A 14,404-nucleotide genomic window follows, 5' to 3' on the forward strand; every position below is an offset into this window, starting at 1 on the left:
TTTAGCGTGTGGTTTCCGTCAAGCGGCGGCGAACATAGGTCTGAACGCTCTCAATCATCGGGTCCATATGCGGGTCTTCGAAGAAGTGACCGGCGTTTTCCATCTCTTCATGGGTGATGGTGATGCCTTTTTGCTCATGCAGCTTGTCGACCAAGATCCGGGTATCTTGCGGCTTGGCCACGCGATCCGAAGAGCCGTTGATGATCAGGCCCGAGGCGGGGCAGGGCGCGAGGAAGCTGAAATCATACATGTTCGCCGGAGGCGAGACGCTGATGAACCCCGTGATTTCGGGGCGACGCATCAAGAGCTGCATGCCGATCCAAGCCCCAAAGGAGAAGCCCGCGACCCAGCAATGCTTTGAGTTCGGGTTCATCGACTGCAGGTAGTCGAGGGCGGAGGCGGCATCAGACAGTTCGCCGATCCCTTGGTCATATTCGCCTTGGCTGCGGCCCACGCCACGGAAGTTAAACCGGAGGACCGTGAACCCCATATTGTGGAACGCGTAGTGAAGGTTGTAGACCACCCGATTGTTCATCGTGCCGCCAAACTGCGGATGTGGATGCAGGATAATCGCGATTGGCGCGTCCTTGGCCTTTTGCGGGTGGTAGCGACCCTCGAGCCGACCTTCTGGGCCGGGGAAAATGACCTCGGGCATTATGCCTCCTTCATGGTGTTCGGGGTGCGGTGGCTTGACGCGGCGCCTGACGCAACCTAGAACAATTCTAAACTCCGGGCGAGCCGGACAAAACGGGTTGATGGCAGTTAAGCGCCCCGTTCGGAAAGGTCAATCTTTTGGCGTGATTTGCGTCATTTGCGAAGGTGGCGGACATGAAACTCAGCACCAAGGGACGTTATGCAATGGTGGCCTTGGCCGATTTGGCGTTGCAGCCGGAACAAGAGCTGACCTCGCTGGCTGAGATTTCCAAGCGGCAGGATATCTCGCTGCCCTATCTTGAGCAGCTCTTCGTTAAATTGCGCCGTGCGGGGTTGGTCGAGTCTGTTCGTGGTCCGGGGGCGGGTATCGCCTGGCGAAGCCGCCATCGCATATTCGCGTCGTCGATATCTTTTCCGCAGTCGATGAAACGGTGAGCGCAATGCACACCGGGGCAGGCGCCTCAGGGGGCATTTCGGGCAGCCGGGCGCAGAGCATGACCAACCGGCTTTGGGAAAGCTTGAGCGCCCATGTCTATGTCTATCTGCATCAGACGCGGCTATCGGATGTGGTGACCAATGAGCTGACGCCTTGCCCTGCGGTGCCCAATCTCTTCGAAGTGGTCGATGAGGCGTGAGTGAGCCGATTAACCAAACCCCCAAGATAATCTCGGTCAATCCCGACGATCTGTCAGGATGGGCCGGGCGTTTGATACGCCCGCTCCGCCAGGCGGGCTTCGGCATGATGTTTGCGTCCCGCTTCAGCGATCAATCGGATCGTCGCTACATGAGCGACGCGCATTGCCTGCTTTACTTGCACCACCGGACCGCTAGCGTTCGGCAAGCATTGGAACGTCGCGGAAATGTCTTTGGTCGGGTGTATAATCTGATCACCGGGAAGGATCATCGCTACGTCATTTTGACGGGCCATGTGCTCGACACGGTTTTGCGTGTCGCGGAAGAGCCTCGTTTGGATGAATTCCAGCGCTCCGGCACCTATCAGGTTCGTCTTGATGTGGCAGAAGCCTTGCTCGCGAAGTTTGCCGATCACATGCAGAAGGCGGGACACCTGCGATGAGCCGTATCTATCTCGACCAAAACGCAACCATGCCGCTGCGCCCTGAGGCGCGGGCGGCGATGATTGCGGCGATGGATGTCTCGGGCAATCCGTCTTCGGTCCATGCCGAAGGGCGCGCGGCGAAGGCCGTGGTTGAAACAGCGCGCGGCCAGATCGCCGAAGCCTTTGGGGCGCTGGCCGCCGATATCGTGTTTGTCTCGAGCGCGACGGAAGCGGCGGCCTTGGCCTGCGCCGGGCGCGATTTGCGAGGATCCGCAGTTGAGCATGATGCGGTCCGGGCCTGGATCAACGATACATTGGCAGTGGATGCCGCTGGTCATGTGAAGATCGAAGACCCGGCGCAGTCGGTCCTGCAATTGGCCAATTCCGAAACGGGTATCCTGCAAGACCTGCCCGATGGGTTGGCGGTTAGCGATATGACTCAAGCCTTTGGCAAAATCCCGGTGGCGTTTGATTGGTCGGGTGTCGATATGGCGCTTATCTCGGCGCACAAGCTTGGCGGACCAAAGGGAATCGGCGCCTTGGTCCTGCGTCGTGGCCTGGATGTGGAGGCGCAGATTAAAGGTGGCGGGCAAGAGATGGGCCGCCGTTCCGGCACAGAGAATATCACCGGCATTGCTGGATTTGGGGCCGCTGCGGTGGCTGCTACACAAGATCTTGAAAATGGCGTCTGGGAAAAACTTGCCAAACTTAGAAATATTCTAGAAACAACTCTGGACCTCGGCACTAAAGAGACTATTTTTGTCGGGAAAGACGCGGATCGCCTTCCAAACACCTCCTGCATCGTGACGCCGGGCTGGAAAGGGGAGACGCAAGTGATGCAGATGGACCTGGCCGGTTTCGCGATCTCCGCGGGCTCGGCCTGTTCCAGCGGCAAGGTCAAATCCAGCACGGTTCTGCGTGCGATGGGGATGAACGAGACAGAGGCGTCCAGCGCCATTCGTGTTTCACTCGGACCGGAGACGACCGAAGAAGAGGTTTCGCGGTTTTGCGAGGCTTGGTTGAACGCCCATGCCCGGTTTCGGGCGCGGGTCGCGTAACAGGATAGAGCCATCGGCGATGTCCTTAGGAAACGGCGCGACCCGGGGCATAGTGGTAAATCAGGGCGGCGCGCACCGCCCCAAGAACGAACGGGATACCCCATGACAGCACTCGACACGGATATTCGCGACGGTGTGGACCGCGAGACGGTGGAAACCGTCCAGGCCATGGGCGGCAAATACAAATACGGTTGGGAAACCGAGATCGAAATGGAATACGCGCCCAAGGGCGTGGATGAAGACATCGTGCGTCTGATCTCGGAAAAGAACGAAGAGCCGGAATGGATGACCGACTGGCGCTTGCAGGCGTTCAAGCGCTGGAAGCAGATGGATGAGCCGGAATGGGCGATGGTCCACTATCCGCCGATCGATTATCAGGATCAGTATTACTATGCGCGTCCTAAGAGCATGGAAGAGAAGCCGAAATCGCTTGATGAGGTCGATCCGAAGCTTTTGGCAACCTATGACAAACTGGGCATCCCGCTGAAAGAACAGATGATCCTGGCCGGGGTCGAAGGTGCAGAGAATGCGCCTGCCGAAGGGCGCAAAGTCGCCGTCGACGCGGTGTTTGACTCGGTGTCGGTTGGCACGACCTTCCAGAAGGAATTGAAAGCGGCGGGCGTCATCTTCTGCTCGATCTCCGAGGCGATCAAAGAACATCCCGAACTGGTGAAGAAATATCTCGGCTCCGTCGTGCCGATCACCGACAATTTCTTTGCGACGCTGAACAGCGCGGTCTTCTCCGATGGGTCGTTTGTCTATGTGCCGCCAGGCGTGCGCTGCCCGATGGAACTCAGCACCTATTTCCGGATCAATGCCGAGAATACCGGTCAGTTCGAACGGACGCTGATCATCGCCGATAAAGGCTCTTACGTCAGCTACTTGGAAGGCTGTACCGCGCCGCAACGTGACACGCATCAGCTTCATGCGGCTGTTGTGGAACTGGTCGCGCTGGAAGATGCGGAGATCAAGTATTCGACGGTTCAGAACTGGTATCCGGGCGATGAAGAAGGCAAAGGCGGGATCTATAATTTCGTCACCAAACGCGCCGATTGCCGGGGGGACCGCTCGAAAGTGATGTGGACCCAGGTGGAGACCGGCTCCGCGATCACTTGGAAATACCCGTCCTGCATTCTGCGCGGCGAGGGCAGCCAGGGGGAGTTCTACTCCATCGCGATTGCCAACAACATGCAGCAAGCCGACACCGGCACCAAGATGATCCATTTGGGCAAGAACACCAAGTCGCGGATCGTCTCCAAGGGGATCAGCGCGGGTAAGGCGCAGAACACCTATCGCGGGCTTGTGTCGATGCATCCGAAAGCCAAAGAGGGCCGCAACTATACCCAGTGCGACAGCCTTTTGATCGGTGATCAATGCGGGGCGCATACGGTTCCGTATATTGAGGTCAAGAACAACTCCGCCCGGGTTGAGCATGAAGCGACCACCTCAAAGGTCGATGATGATCAGCTGTTCTATTGCCGCCAGCGCGGCATGGATGAGGAAGAGGCCGTGGCGCTTGTTGTGAACGGGTTCTGTAAGGAGGTGCTGCAAGCTCTGCCGATGGAATTTGCCATGGAAGCACAGCAGCTTGTCGCGATCTCTCTGGAAGGGTCGGTGGGCTAGGCCTGGGCTAAAGCGCGGCTCGGACGATCAGATGAAATGGGAGCCAATCTGTTATGCAGGACCGTCGAACGGCGTCGTTCGTGGTATAGGTGCTGCTGATGGCAATGGAGGGGCATAATGGCAGACAGATTGGCCAATCGCAGAACCCGATTTCTGATTGATTCTTTGGTGCTTGAGCGCCCCATGCACATTGTCGATGTGGGGGCCAACCCATTTGGCGCCCGGCCGGACTATGATCCTTTGCTGAGCCATGGTTCCGCTCAGCTTTGGGGATTTGAGCCGAACGAGAAAGCCTTTGCCGAGTTAGACTCGGTAAAAGACGAGAGCCGCACCTATCTGCCTTACGCGGTTGGCGCACCAGGCAAAGCGCGCTTCTATTCGCATAAGATTTCGACGCTGTCGTCTTTGTATAAGTTTCGGCGCGCCGCCGCGGATTTCATGGGCAAGGGGCATTGGTACAAGCGGGAGATCACAGAAATCGAGGTCGATTTGGTCGCGCTTGACGATGTTGATGAGATTCCGTCGATTGACCTGTTGAAAATGGATGTGCAGGGCGCGGAGTTGGACGTTCTTACAGGCGGGAGAACGAAGCTCACCGAGGCGATTGCGGTGATACCCGAAGTGGCCTTCTATCAAATCTATGAAGGCCAGCCGATGCTGCGCGATGTCGACGCGGAACTCCATGAGCAGGGGTTCGTCTTGCACAAGATCCTGTTTCAGAAGCCCGCTTTGCTGCCGAGTTCGCAACGCAAGCAGCTGCATCCCCGTCTTGCGGCGAGCCAGTCGATTGATGGCGATGCGGTCTATATCCGCAATCTGGAAGACAAAGAAGCAGTCAGTACCGAGGCGTTGAAACGGCTCGCCCTGGCCGCCGATACTGTCTTCAAAAGCTTTGATCTTTGCCTGATGTGTCTGGATGAGCTTGTGCGCCGTGACGCGGTCGAACGCCGGCTCCCACGAGTTTATGTGCGCAAGCTGCCTGAAGAGTTGCGGATCATGGAACCAGCGGTTGAGGCGAGCAGTTGATGGCCGGAGCAAATTCCAACCGGCGCGCGGTGTTGACCGAGGCGTTGCAGCCCTCGCGGGTGATGCGGGTGTGCGATGTGGGGGCGAACCCGCTCAGCGATCCGCCGTATAAGCCGCTGCTTAAGGCGCAGAAATGCCATGTTTATGGGTTTGAGCCGAACCCCGAGGCCTTTGAAGACCTGCAAAAGGCCAAATCGGATCACGAGACGTATTTCCAGGACGCCGTGGGGCTGCCGGGTGATCGGACGCTCTATCTGCATCCCTGGTCTGGCTTTTCGTCGCTCTATCCGATGGACCGGGCCGCGCTGAAATCCATTGGCAAGGAGAAATGGATTCGGCCCGCGAAGACACAGGAAGTGCCGCTCCGGCCCGTGACCTTGGATATGCTGGCCGATCTGCCGCCGATTGATCTGCTGAAGATGGATTTGCAGGGTGGCGAGCTGGAAGTTCTCCGTGGCGGCGTTGGCAAGCTATCTGAGGCCGTGGCCGTTGTAACCGAGGTACGGTTTCATCGGATTTACGAGGGCGAACCGCTCTTTGGCGATCTCGATCAAGAGCTGCGGCGCCAGGGCTTTAAGCTGCATAAGTTCATGTTCACCAAATCGGTGATGATGCCGCATGAGCACGAAGACAAGGTGCTGCGCCCGCGGATGACGAGCCAATTGCTGGACGGCGATGCGGTCTATATCCGTGATAGCGATTGGGTCGAGACGCTGAGCGATGATCAGTTGATTTATCTGGCGTTGGCCGCCGATACGGTGTTCGACAGCCCCGATATGGCGTTGTTATGCCTTGATATTCTGACCGGCCGGGATCGTCTTTCGGCCGCGCTGGCCGATGCGTATATCGCCACATTCCCGGAGCATCAGCTGCGTAAGGAGGATGCGTGATGGCTCAGCCAATCCCGGTTCTGACCCTCTCGAAGGCCGACGTTTGCCTGATGCGGCCAATCAGTCGTCGATCCTCTGCGGGTGCAGGTGGCCCGAACACGGCACATCTGCGTTTTGCCGATCGGATTGAACAGAGCCAAAATGACCGCGACGGAGAAACGCTATGATCGTGACCACAACCCCCTCGGTCGAGGGGTATCAGATCGCCGAATATCACGGCATCGTCGTCGGCGAGGCGATCTTGGGGGCCAATGTGTTCCGGGATCTCTTTGCGGGGATCACCGATATTATCGGCGGGCGCTCGGGCGCCTATGAGCAAGAGTTGGGCAAGGCCAGGCAGGTCGCGCTCGACGAGATGCAAGATCGTGCCACGGCGCTTGGGGCCAATGCGGTGGTTGGCGTCGATCTGGATTACGAAGTGATCAACAACATGCTGATGGTCTCGGCCTCCGGCACGGCTGTGCGGCTCGGCTGAGTTTTTGGGAAATCAAGGGCCATGCGCGAACGGCCCGTAACGAAAGATGGGAAGAAGAAATATGCTTGAAATCAAGAACCTGCACGTCGCTCTTGAAGAAGAGGATAAGGCGATCCTGAAAGGTGTGGACCTGACCGTGGAGGCGGGCAAGGTGCACGCGATTATGGGGCCGAACGGCTCGGGCAAATCCACGCTCAGCTATGTCTTGTCTGGTCGGGATGGCTATGAGGTCACCGATGGGGCCGCCTCGCTCGAAGGCGAGGACATTCTAGAGATGGACCCTGAAGAGCGCGCCGCCGCTGGCCTGTTCTTGGCATTCCAGTATCCCGTCGAGATCCCCGGCGTCGGCAACATGACCTTCCTGCGCACCGCCGTGAACGCACAGCGTAAGGCGCGCGGTGAAGAAGAAATGAGCGCGGCGGAGTTCCTCAAGGTGATCCGCGAGAAAGCCAAGGCGCTGAAGATCGACGCCGAGATGCTGAAACGTCCGGTCAATGTCGGCTTCTCCGGTGGTGAGAAAAAGCGCAACGAAATCCTTCAGATGGCGATGCTTGAGCCGAAAATGTGCATCCTGGACGAGACCGATTCCGGCCTTGATGTGGATGCGATGAAGCTGGTCGCCGAAGGTGTGAACGCGCTGCGCGATGCGGGCCGGGGCTTCCTGGTGATCACCCATTACCAACGCCTGCTGGATCATATCAAACCCGACGTGGTGCATATCATGGCCGATGGCCGGATCGTGAAAACCGGCGGGCCCGAGCTGGCGCTTGAGGTCGAGCAGAACGGCTATGGCGATATCTTGGCGGAGGTGGCGTAATGGCGTTGGCTGAAGCCAAAACCGACCTGACCGACGCGCGTCTGGCCGGGTTGCAGCAGCCCATCGGGGCGGGATGGGCCAATGAGGCGCGCGCCGATGCCGAAGCGCGGGTGCGGCGCATGGGCCTGCCGACCCGGCGCGACGAGTATTGGAAATTCACCAATCCGGCGACGCTGACCCAACCGTCGGCGCCCGAGGCGGCTGTTTTCGAGGGTAATGACGAGACCCCGCTTTATGACGGGATCGACCGGTTGAAACTGGTCTTTGTCGACGGGGTGTTTGACTCCGAAGCAAGCGATGATCTTTCGATGGAGGGGGTCGAAGTCGAGCTGCTCTCCGATGTGCTGACCAAAGACATCCATTGGGCAAAAGATCTCTATGGTGTGCTGGAAACCCGTGGCCAAGACCCGGTGAACCGACCGCTGGCGGCGCTGAACACGGCCTATGCCACAAATGGCGTTGTGGTCCGCGCAACCGGCAAGGCGGCTAAGCCGATCAGCTTGATCTATCTGCATCAGGCCGAGACTTCTGACGCCATCCTGCACCATCTGGTGAAAGTGGAAGAGGGGGCCGAAGTCACGATCCTCGAAAACGGGCCCGCCGCGGCGCGGTTCAACAAATGCATGGAGATCGAGATCGCCGATACCGGCACCTTCCATCATGTCCGGGCGCAAGGCCGCGATCATGAGCGCCGGGCGGTGACGCATATGTTCTCTCGCCTCGGATCGGAATCGACCTTCAAGTCTTTCACCCTCACGGCCAATGGCGTGCTGACCCGGAACGAGAATATCATCGAGATCGCCGGCGATGACGCGATCGCCCATGTGGCGGGCGCGGCGCTTGGCGATGGTGCGAATGGTGCTTTCCACCATGATGATACGGTGTTCATCACCCATGATGCGGAGCGCTGCGAAAGCCGTCAGGTGTTCAAAAAGGTGCTCCGCAATGGGGCCGAGGGCGTCTTTCAGGGCAAAATCCTGGTCAAACAGGGTGCGCAGAAGACCGACGGGTATCAGATCAGTCAGGCGCTTCTCTTGGATGATGACAGCAGTTTCCAAGCCAAGCCGGAGCTTGAGATTTACGCCGACGATGTCATCTGTTCGCACGGGTCCACGACCGGTGCGATTGATGAGGAAGGTCTGTTCTATCTCCGCTCGCGCGGTGTGCCGGAGGATCAGGCGACCGATCTTCTGGTGCTCGCCTTCCTGGCCGAAGCCATCGATGAGATCGAGGATGACCGTCTGCGCGAGGATATCCTGATGCGGCTGCAGCAGTGGCTGGAGCGGCGGCGCGGGTAAGACATGGCGGTGACGTCCGATATTCTGCAAACCTGGCGCCGCCCGCGCCAGGTGATCCGTCGTCTCCTCGATATGGGGCGGCGGGAAGATCGGGCGTTGATCTATCTGATGCTGGCTTGCCTGCTGATCTTCGTGGCGCAATGGCCGCGGCTCCAGCGGGAAGCGATGTTGGACTCGACCGTGCCTCTGGAAGGTCTCTTGGGTGGCGCGCTGTTCGGCTGGCTCTTCGTTGCGCCAATCCTACTTTATGGGATCGGCACACTCAGCCATCTCGCCGCCCGGTTGTTCCGTGGCCAGGGCAGCGCCTATGCTGCCCGACTGGCGCTGTTCTGGACGCTCTTAGCAACCAGCCCGGGGTTTCTGTTTCACGGGCTGATCATGGGCTTCATTGGGCCAGGCCCTGCGCAAACGCTGGTCGGGGCCGGGTTGGTCTTGGCCTTCCTCGCAATCTGGGGCATGACGCTGACCGAGGCGGAGACCGCCCCGGAAAGGCAGGCGTGAGATGACCGATATGGCGACCCTTGGCGGCTTGGTGCGATTGGCCCGCGACACGGTGCGGGACCCGCGCGAAGGCGCCGCGACCGTGTTGAGCTTCGCCCCGCCGCATCAGGCGCTTTGGCTGATGTTTGCGCTGGTGATCGTGATCACCATCATTCTCGGCTCCGTTGTTGACCTGATCACCGACCCGATCGAGGGCGCGGTCCTGGTGTTTTCGCCGGTCACGCTTGGCCTGATCCAAGGCGCACTGCTCTTTGTGATGATCCAGGCGATCCACCATATCGGGCGGGCCTTCGGTGGAACGGGGCAGTTCCATGAGGCGCTGCTCTTGGTGATTTGGCTGCAATTCATCTTCATCTGCGTTCAGATCATTCAGCTTGTCGCCCTGATCATCGTGCCATTTCTCGCGCCACTGATCACCATTGCGGCCATGGCCCTGTTCTTCTGGCTCTTGGTGAACTTCATTGCCGCGCTGCATGGGTTTCACTCGCTTGGGCAGGTCTTTGTCATGGTGATCCTCTCGATCATCGGCATTGCGTTTCTCGCCAGCGTTGCCCTGACCATTCTGGGCGTATCCGTGCCACAAGGAGGCATCTGATGTATGATGTGGAGCGCATCCGCGCCGATTTTCCGATCCTCGCGCGGGAAGTGAACGGCAAGCCGCTGGTCTATCTCGACAATGGCGCCTCAGCGCAGAAGCCGCAGGCCGTGATCGATACGATCACGCAGGCCTATTCGATGGAGTATTCCAACGTCCATCGGGGTCTGCATTACCTGAGTAACCTGGCGACTGAGAAGTACGAGGCCGTGCGTGGCACAATCGCGCGGTTCTTGGGGGCGGCTGACGAACAGGAGATCGTCTTTACCTCCGGCACCACCGAAGGGATCAACCTCGTCGCCTATGGCTGGGCCATGCCGCGGATGCAGGCGGGCGATGAGATCATCCTGAGTGTCGCCGAACATCACGCCAATATCGTGCCCTGGCATTTCCTGCGGGAGCGACAGGGGGTTAAGCTGGTCTGGGTCGATGTGGATGCCAATGGCGACCTCGATCCAGAGGCGGTGCTGGCGGCGATCACGCCGCGCACGAAACTGATCGCACTGACCCATATGTCGAATGTGTTGGGCACGGTCGTCGATGTGAAATCGGTTGTCGCCGGGGCGCAGGATAGGGGCGTGCCGGTTTTGCTGGATGGCTCGCAATCGGCCGTGCATATGCCGGTCAATGTCGATGAGATTGGCGCCGACTTCTACGCGATCACCGGGCACAAGCTCTATGGTCCCTCGGGCTCCGGGGCGATCCATATCCGCAAAGAGCGGATGGCGGAGATGCGACCGTTCCTGGGCGGTGGCGATATGATCCGCGAAGTGCATCGCGATCAGATTACCTGGAACGACCCGCCGATGAAGTTCGAGGCCGGGACGCCGGGGATTGTGCAGCAGATCGGGCTTGGTGCCGCGCTCGATTACATGATGGGTATCGGCATGGATCAGATCGCGGCGCATGAAGCGGCGCTGACATCTTATGCGAGATCGCGATTGGATGGGTTGAATTGGCTGAATGTGCAAGGAAATTCCGCGACGAAAGGCGCGATCTTCTCTTTCACGCTGAACGGCGCGGCGCATGCCCATGACATCTCAACCATTCTCGACAAGAAAGGTGTTGCCGTCCGGGCCGGCCATCATTGTGCGCAGCCATTGATGGAGCATCTGGGCGTCACGGCCACCTGCCGCGCGAGCTTTGGGATGTATAACACCGAAGCGGAAGTCGACACGCTGGTCGACGCGCTGGAACTGGCGCATGAGCTTTTCGCCTGAGGGACGCGCTGCATCTGAGCTGACGACGGATTAATGGTTTTGTGCGTTTTCTCAATTCGGTCAGCCCCAGGCGCGGTTCCTGATTGCAGCGCCTGACACATCTCGCTATAGGTCGCGGCCAAGGCACCTGTAGCTCAGCTGGATAGAGCGCTGCCCTCCGAAGGCAGAGGCCAGAGGTTCGAATCCTCTCAGGTGCGCCATTACTCATACTGCGACTGTTGAGTGTGATTGCTGCCAAGGCGCGGTCACGTTGATCCCGATAGCTAATTTCTCCTAACCGCACTATTCCGCCACCGCAGCAAACCTACGGGAAACCTCCATTACGCAAGATTAGCTCTTGTTTCGCGGGAGGGAACCGCTACCCAATTGATAGATTGGTTTAATTCCTGAGCAGGTGCGTCGTGGAAGGTTTCTTTGTCCTACTCGGCTTGGTCGTTTTGGCCATTCCCTTTGCGGTCATCTACCTCTTGGTCGCCAACGCGCGCTTGACGCGGCGGGTTGCCGACCTGGAGCGGCAATGGGCCGACCCAGACGGAGTACCGCGCCAAACGGATGTGGTTCCTGAGGCGATGGCCACAGATGCAGAAACAACCTCACCGGTCACCGCCCCCGCGGATTCTGCCGAGGAGGCGGTCAAGACACCACCGGCGTCGGGCCCATGGCAGGGGGCAGAGCGTCTCGCCCGTCGTCCCCCGATGTGCCGCCTGCATCGACAGCGCCGCCGCCAGCACCCTCCGAGCCCAAGTCGCTCTCCGCGATTGTGCGGGACAAGCGGCGAAATCGTTTCGGGGATTGGCTGAAAGAGAATTGGTTCTACGCAGTTTCCGCCCTGTCCTTGGCCTTGGCCGGTGTCTTTTTGGTGCAATACGGGATGGAGCAAGGCCTGTTGCCGCCACCTGTTCGCGTCTTAGCAGCCCTTGCGTTCGGAGCGGCCTTGATCGCCGCGGGTGAAGTGATCCGCCGACGTTATGGCGATGATGAAGCCTCGACGACGGCGTATCTCCCCTCGACCTTCTCTGGTGCGGGAATCGCGACCCTGTTCGCCGCCATTTTGTCGGCTCGCGTTCTCTATGACCTTATCGGGCCCGAGATGGCGCTGGTCGGGATGATGGCGGTTGGGGCCGTGGCCATAATACTCGGCTGGTTCTATGGCCCGCTTTTGGCGGGTGTCGGGATCATCGGTGCGATGGCCGCGCCCTTCGTGGTCGGCGGATCAAGCGAGAATCCCTCCTGGCTCTTCGGCTATTTTGCCGTGGTCACATTGGTCGGGCTGGCGGTGGATGCGATCCGGCGTTGGGCCTGGGTCACGGTGGTCTCGCTGGTGATGGCCTATGGTGCGGGCTGGATGGTGCAAGCAAGCGCTGCGCCAGTCACCACGGTGCCCTATGTGATCTATCTTGTTGGTCTGATGCTTGCGGCGATCGCGATCCCACCTTTGCGGCTGATCCCGACCCATGCCGGGGCAATGTGCTCGCAGGCGATTATCAGAGCCAGCGCCTCGTCCAAGTTCCCCGAGTTTCCGACCTATATCGCCGGCGGTGTGGTTGTTGCGAGCACGGGCTTCATCGCGCTGATCAATCAAAACACCGCAGCCGATTTTTGGCTGATCATTAGTGTTTTGACGGTCATCACGCTTGCCCTCTTGATCTGGGCGCGGGGGCGGAAGCCTTGGCCGATCTCGTGGCTGTGCCGGCGGTCACATTGCTTTTGATGTCAATCGGGCAATCCGAAGGCGGGGCAGTGAGTCGGGCCTTTCGGACCATCCCTGAAAATGCCGAAGCCGGGATGCCTTTGACCGTCACATGGTTGGTTGGGATCGCTATGCTGATCACCGCGACGCTTGGGTGGCGCGCGCTAACGGCATCGCGGTACAAAGTGATCTGGGGCGGTGCCGCAACGCTTTATGCGCCGGTCATGGCTATCCTTCTGGAGCTCACCTGGCGGCCTGCTGAGGTCATCGGCGCGTATCCCTGGGCGCTTCATGCCGCCGCGATCGCAGCGGTCATGGTCCTGCTGGCCGAGCGGTTTGCGCGGGTGGATGGCGCGGATCGATTGCGGGTCTCCTTCGCCACGCTCTCGGCGCTCGCGGCGCTGTCTTTTGCCTTTGTGATCATCTTCAGTGACGTGGCGCTGACGTTGGCCTTTGTGGTCACCGTGGTTGCTGCGGTCGCGCTTGATCGCCGGTTCAATCTGCCCCTCATGACGTGGTTCGTCACCATTGGCATCGGCGCGATTGGATATCGCTTGATTGTGGATCCGGGTCTCGATTGGGCGCGAACGGCTCCGCTCGCGGAGGTCGTCTTGGCCTATCTCGGCGCATTCGCTGGTTTTCTCGGCGGGCTTTGGCTGCTGCGCGACCGGGACAGGATGCAGATGCGCATACTGCTGGACAGTGCGGCGTGGTCCACCGGCGGCGTGCTGATCTCGCTTCTGCTCTATCGATTTGTGCGCGATGCGGCGGGTGTGGATGCGGTGACGACCCATTGGTCGGCGGGGCTTCACGCGGTCATTTGGCTTGTCTTGGCGCTTACGCAGGCGCGAAGGCTGCAACTTGGCGGCCCGTTTTATACACTGCGTCTTATCTTGGCCGGGATATTTGGCACCATTGCGGCGGCGGCAATGGTGCTCAGCATCGTGTCCTATAATCCGCTTTGGGCGGTCGGAGATGGGCGTGTCTTGGGGCCGGTCCTGGTTAACTCGCTGATCCTCGGCTATCTGCTGCCCGCGCTGGTGCTTGGGTTCGGCGCTTGGCGCTTGACGTCCCTGCCGAAAAACATCCGCCTTGGGATGGCTGCAATTGCCTTGGTGCCCGCTATGGTGTGGCTCTTTCTGGCGATCCGGCATTTTTGGCAGGGCGCGGACGGCATGGCTTTGCCGGGCATGGGGCAGGGCGAGCTTTACAGTTACACCATCGTGCTGCTGGTGATCGGTGGGGGCTCTTCTACCAATCCTTGGCGCAGGGGTCCGCGTTGATGCGCCGCGCCGGGATTCTGGTCCTGGGGCTCGCGATTGCCAAGGTTTTCTTGGTCGATATATCGGGCCTTGGCGGGTTGATCCGGGTCTTCTCGCTTTTGGCACTCGGGCTGCTGCTGGCCGGGTTGGCCTGGCTCAACAGATGGGCGCAGGCGAAACATGCGCCGCGCGCTGATGACGATGGGGGAGATGGGCCAGAGGCGTGACCCCCGGCCCA

The 14,404-nt window shown here is 59.6% G+C and carries 14 protein-coding genes, 1 tRNA gene and 2 pseudogenes; 16 read left to right on the plus strand and 1 reads right to left on the minus strand.

Annotation, left to right across the window (positions count from 1 at the left end; genetic code table 11):
* Position 1: 1 nt before the first annotated feature.
* Positions 2-655, minus strand: coding sequence for an alpha/beta hydrolase (locus tag QTA57_RS13130; RefSeq protein WP_145208682.1), 654 nt, complete (start codon positions 653-655; stop codon positions 2-4).
* A gap of 173 nt (positions 656-828) precedes the next feature.
* On the opposite strand from QTA57_RS13130, the pseudogene iscR reads away from it, so the two are divergent.
* From iscR to QTA57_RS13210, 16 genes and pseudogenes are all read left to right on the plus strand, one after another.
* Positions 829-1,289, plus strand: a pseudogene (iscR, locus tag QTA57_RS13135) (Fe-S cluster assembly transcriptional regulator IscR).
* The gene (locus QTA57_RS13140; protein WP_290151905.1) at positions 1,286-1,729 is read left to right on the plus strand and encodes a hypothetical protein; all 444 of its coding nucleotides are present in this window, start codon (positions 1,286-1,288) and stop codon (positions 1,727-1,729) included. The pseudogene iscR and the gene QTA57_RS13140 overlap by 4 nt, the downstream one beginning before the upstream one ends.
* Positions 1,726-2,769: a cysteine desulfurase family protein gene (locus tag QTA57_RS13145; protein WP_290151906.1), complete on the plus strand. Its 1,044-nt coding sequence runs from the start codon at positions 1,726-1,728 to the stop codon at positions 2,767-2,769. The genes QTA57_RS13140 and QTA57_RS13145 overlap by 4 nt, the downstream gene beginning before the upstream one ends.
* Positions 2,770-2,871: 102 nt before the next feature.
* Positions 2,872-4,392, plus strand: a complete 1,521-nt coding sequence (gene sufB, locus QTA57_RS13150) for a Fe-S cluster assembly protein SufB (protein ID WP_145208688.1) — start codon at positions 2,872-2,874, stop codon at positions 4,390-4,392.
* A gap of 117 nt (positions 4,393-4,509) precedes the next feature.
* Positions 4,510-5,418 (plus strand): FkbM family methyltransferase, encoded by a 909-nt coding sequence (locus tag QTA57_RS13155; RefSeq protein ID WP_290151907.1) that lies wholly within the window; start codon positions 4,510-4,512, stop codon positions 5,416-5,418.
* Positions 5,418-6,308 carry an FkbM family methyltransferase gene (locus QTA57_RS13160; RefSeq protein WP_290151908.1) on the plus strand — a complete coding sequence of 297 codons (891 nt, stop codon included), beginning with the start codon at positions 5,418-5,420 and terminating at the stop codon, positions 6,306-6,308. Before QTA57_RS13155 ends, QTA57_RS13160 begins: the two co-directional genes overlap by 1 nt.
* Positions 6,308-6,475, plus strand: coding sequence for a hypothetical protein (locus QTA57_RS13165; RefSeq protein WP_290151909.1), 168 nt, complete (start codon positions 6,308-6,310; stop codon positions 6,473-6,475). Before QTA57_RS13160 ends, QTA57_RS13165 begins: the two co-directional genes overlap by 1 nt.
* On the plus strand, positions 6,472-6,783 hold the full coding sequence (locus QTA57_RS13170; protein ID WP_145208694.1) for a heavy metal-binding domain-containing protein: 312 nt from the start codon (positions 6,472-6,474) through the stop codon (positions 6,781-6,783). Before QTA57_RS13165 ends, QTA57_RS13170 begins: the two co-directional genes overlap by 4 nt.
* Positions 6,784-6,844: 61 nt before the next feature.
* Entirely contained in the window at positions 6,845-7,600 is a 756-nt protein-coding gene (sufC, locus tag QTA57_RS13175) for a Fe-S cluster assembly ATPase SufC (RefSeq protein WP_171559637.1), read from the plus strand.
* Entirely contained in the window at positions 7,600-8,898 is a 1,299-nt protein-coding gene (locus QTA57_RS13180) for a SufB/SufD family protein (protein ID WP_290151910.1), read from the plus strand. Before sufC ends, QTA57_RS13180 begins: the two co-directional genes overlap by 1 nt.
* 3 nt (positions 8,899-8,901) lie before the next feature.
* Positions 8,902-9,399 (plus strand): YIP1 family protein, encoded by a 498-nt coding sequence (locus QTA57_RS13185; RefSeq protein WP_145208700.1) that lies wholly within the window; start codon positions 8,902-8,904, stop codon positions 9,397-9,399.
* 1 nt (position 9,400) lies between these two features.
* Positions 9,401-9,994 (plus strand): Yip1 family protein, encoded by a 594-nt coding sequence (locus QTA57_RS13190; protein WP_171559640.1) that lies wholly within the window; start codon positions 9,401-9,403, stop codon positions 9,992-9,994.
* A complete protein-coding gene (locus QTA57_RS13195) occupies positions 9,994-11,214 on the plus strand; it encodes a cysteine desulfurase (RefSeq protein ID WP_290151911.1) in 1,221 nt (406 codons plus the stop codon). Before QTA57_RS13190 ends, QTA57_RS13195 begins: the two co-directional genes overlap by 1 nt.
* Before the next feature lie 123 nt (positions 11,215-11,337).
* A tRNA-Arg gene (locus QTA57_RS13200) sits at positions 11,338-11,414 on the plus strand.
* A gap of 458 nt (positions 11,415-11,872) precedes the next feature.
* Positions 11,873-12,925, plus strand: a complete 1,053-nt coding sequence (locus QTA57_RS13205) for a DUF2339 domain-containing protein (RefSeq protein WP_290151912.1) — start codon at positions 11,873-11,875, stop codon at positions 12,923-12,925.
* A gap of 110 nt (positions 12,926-13,035) precedes the next feature.
* Positions 13,036-14,393: pseudogene (locus QTA57_RS13210) on the plus strand (DUF2339 domain-containing protein).
* Positions 14,394-14,404: the final 11 nt, after the last annotated feature.

It is taken from the genome of Fontisubflavum oceani, assembly GCF_030407165.1.
GTDB lineage: Bacteria > Pseudomonadota > Alphaproteobacteria > Rhodobacterales > Rhodobacteraceae > Rhodophyticola > Rhodophyticola oceani.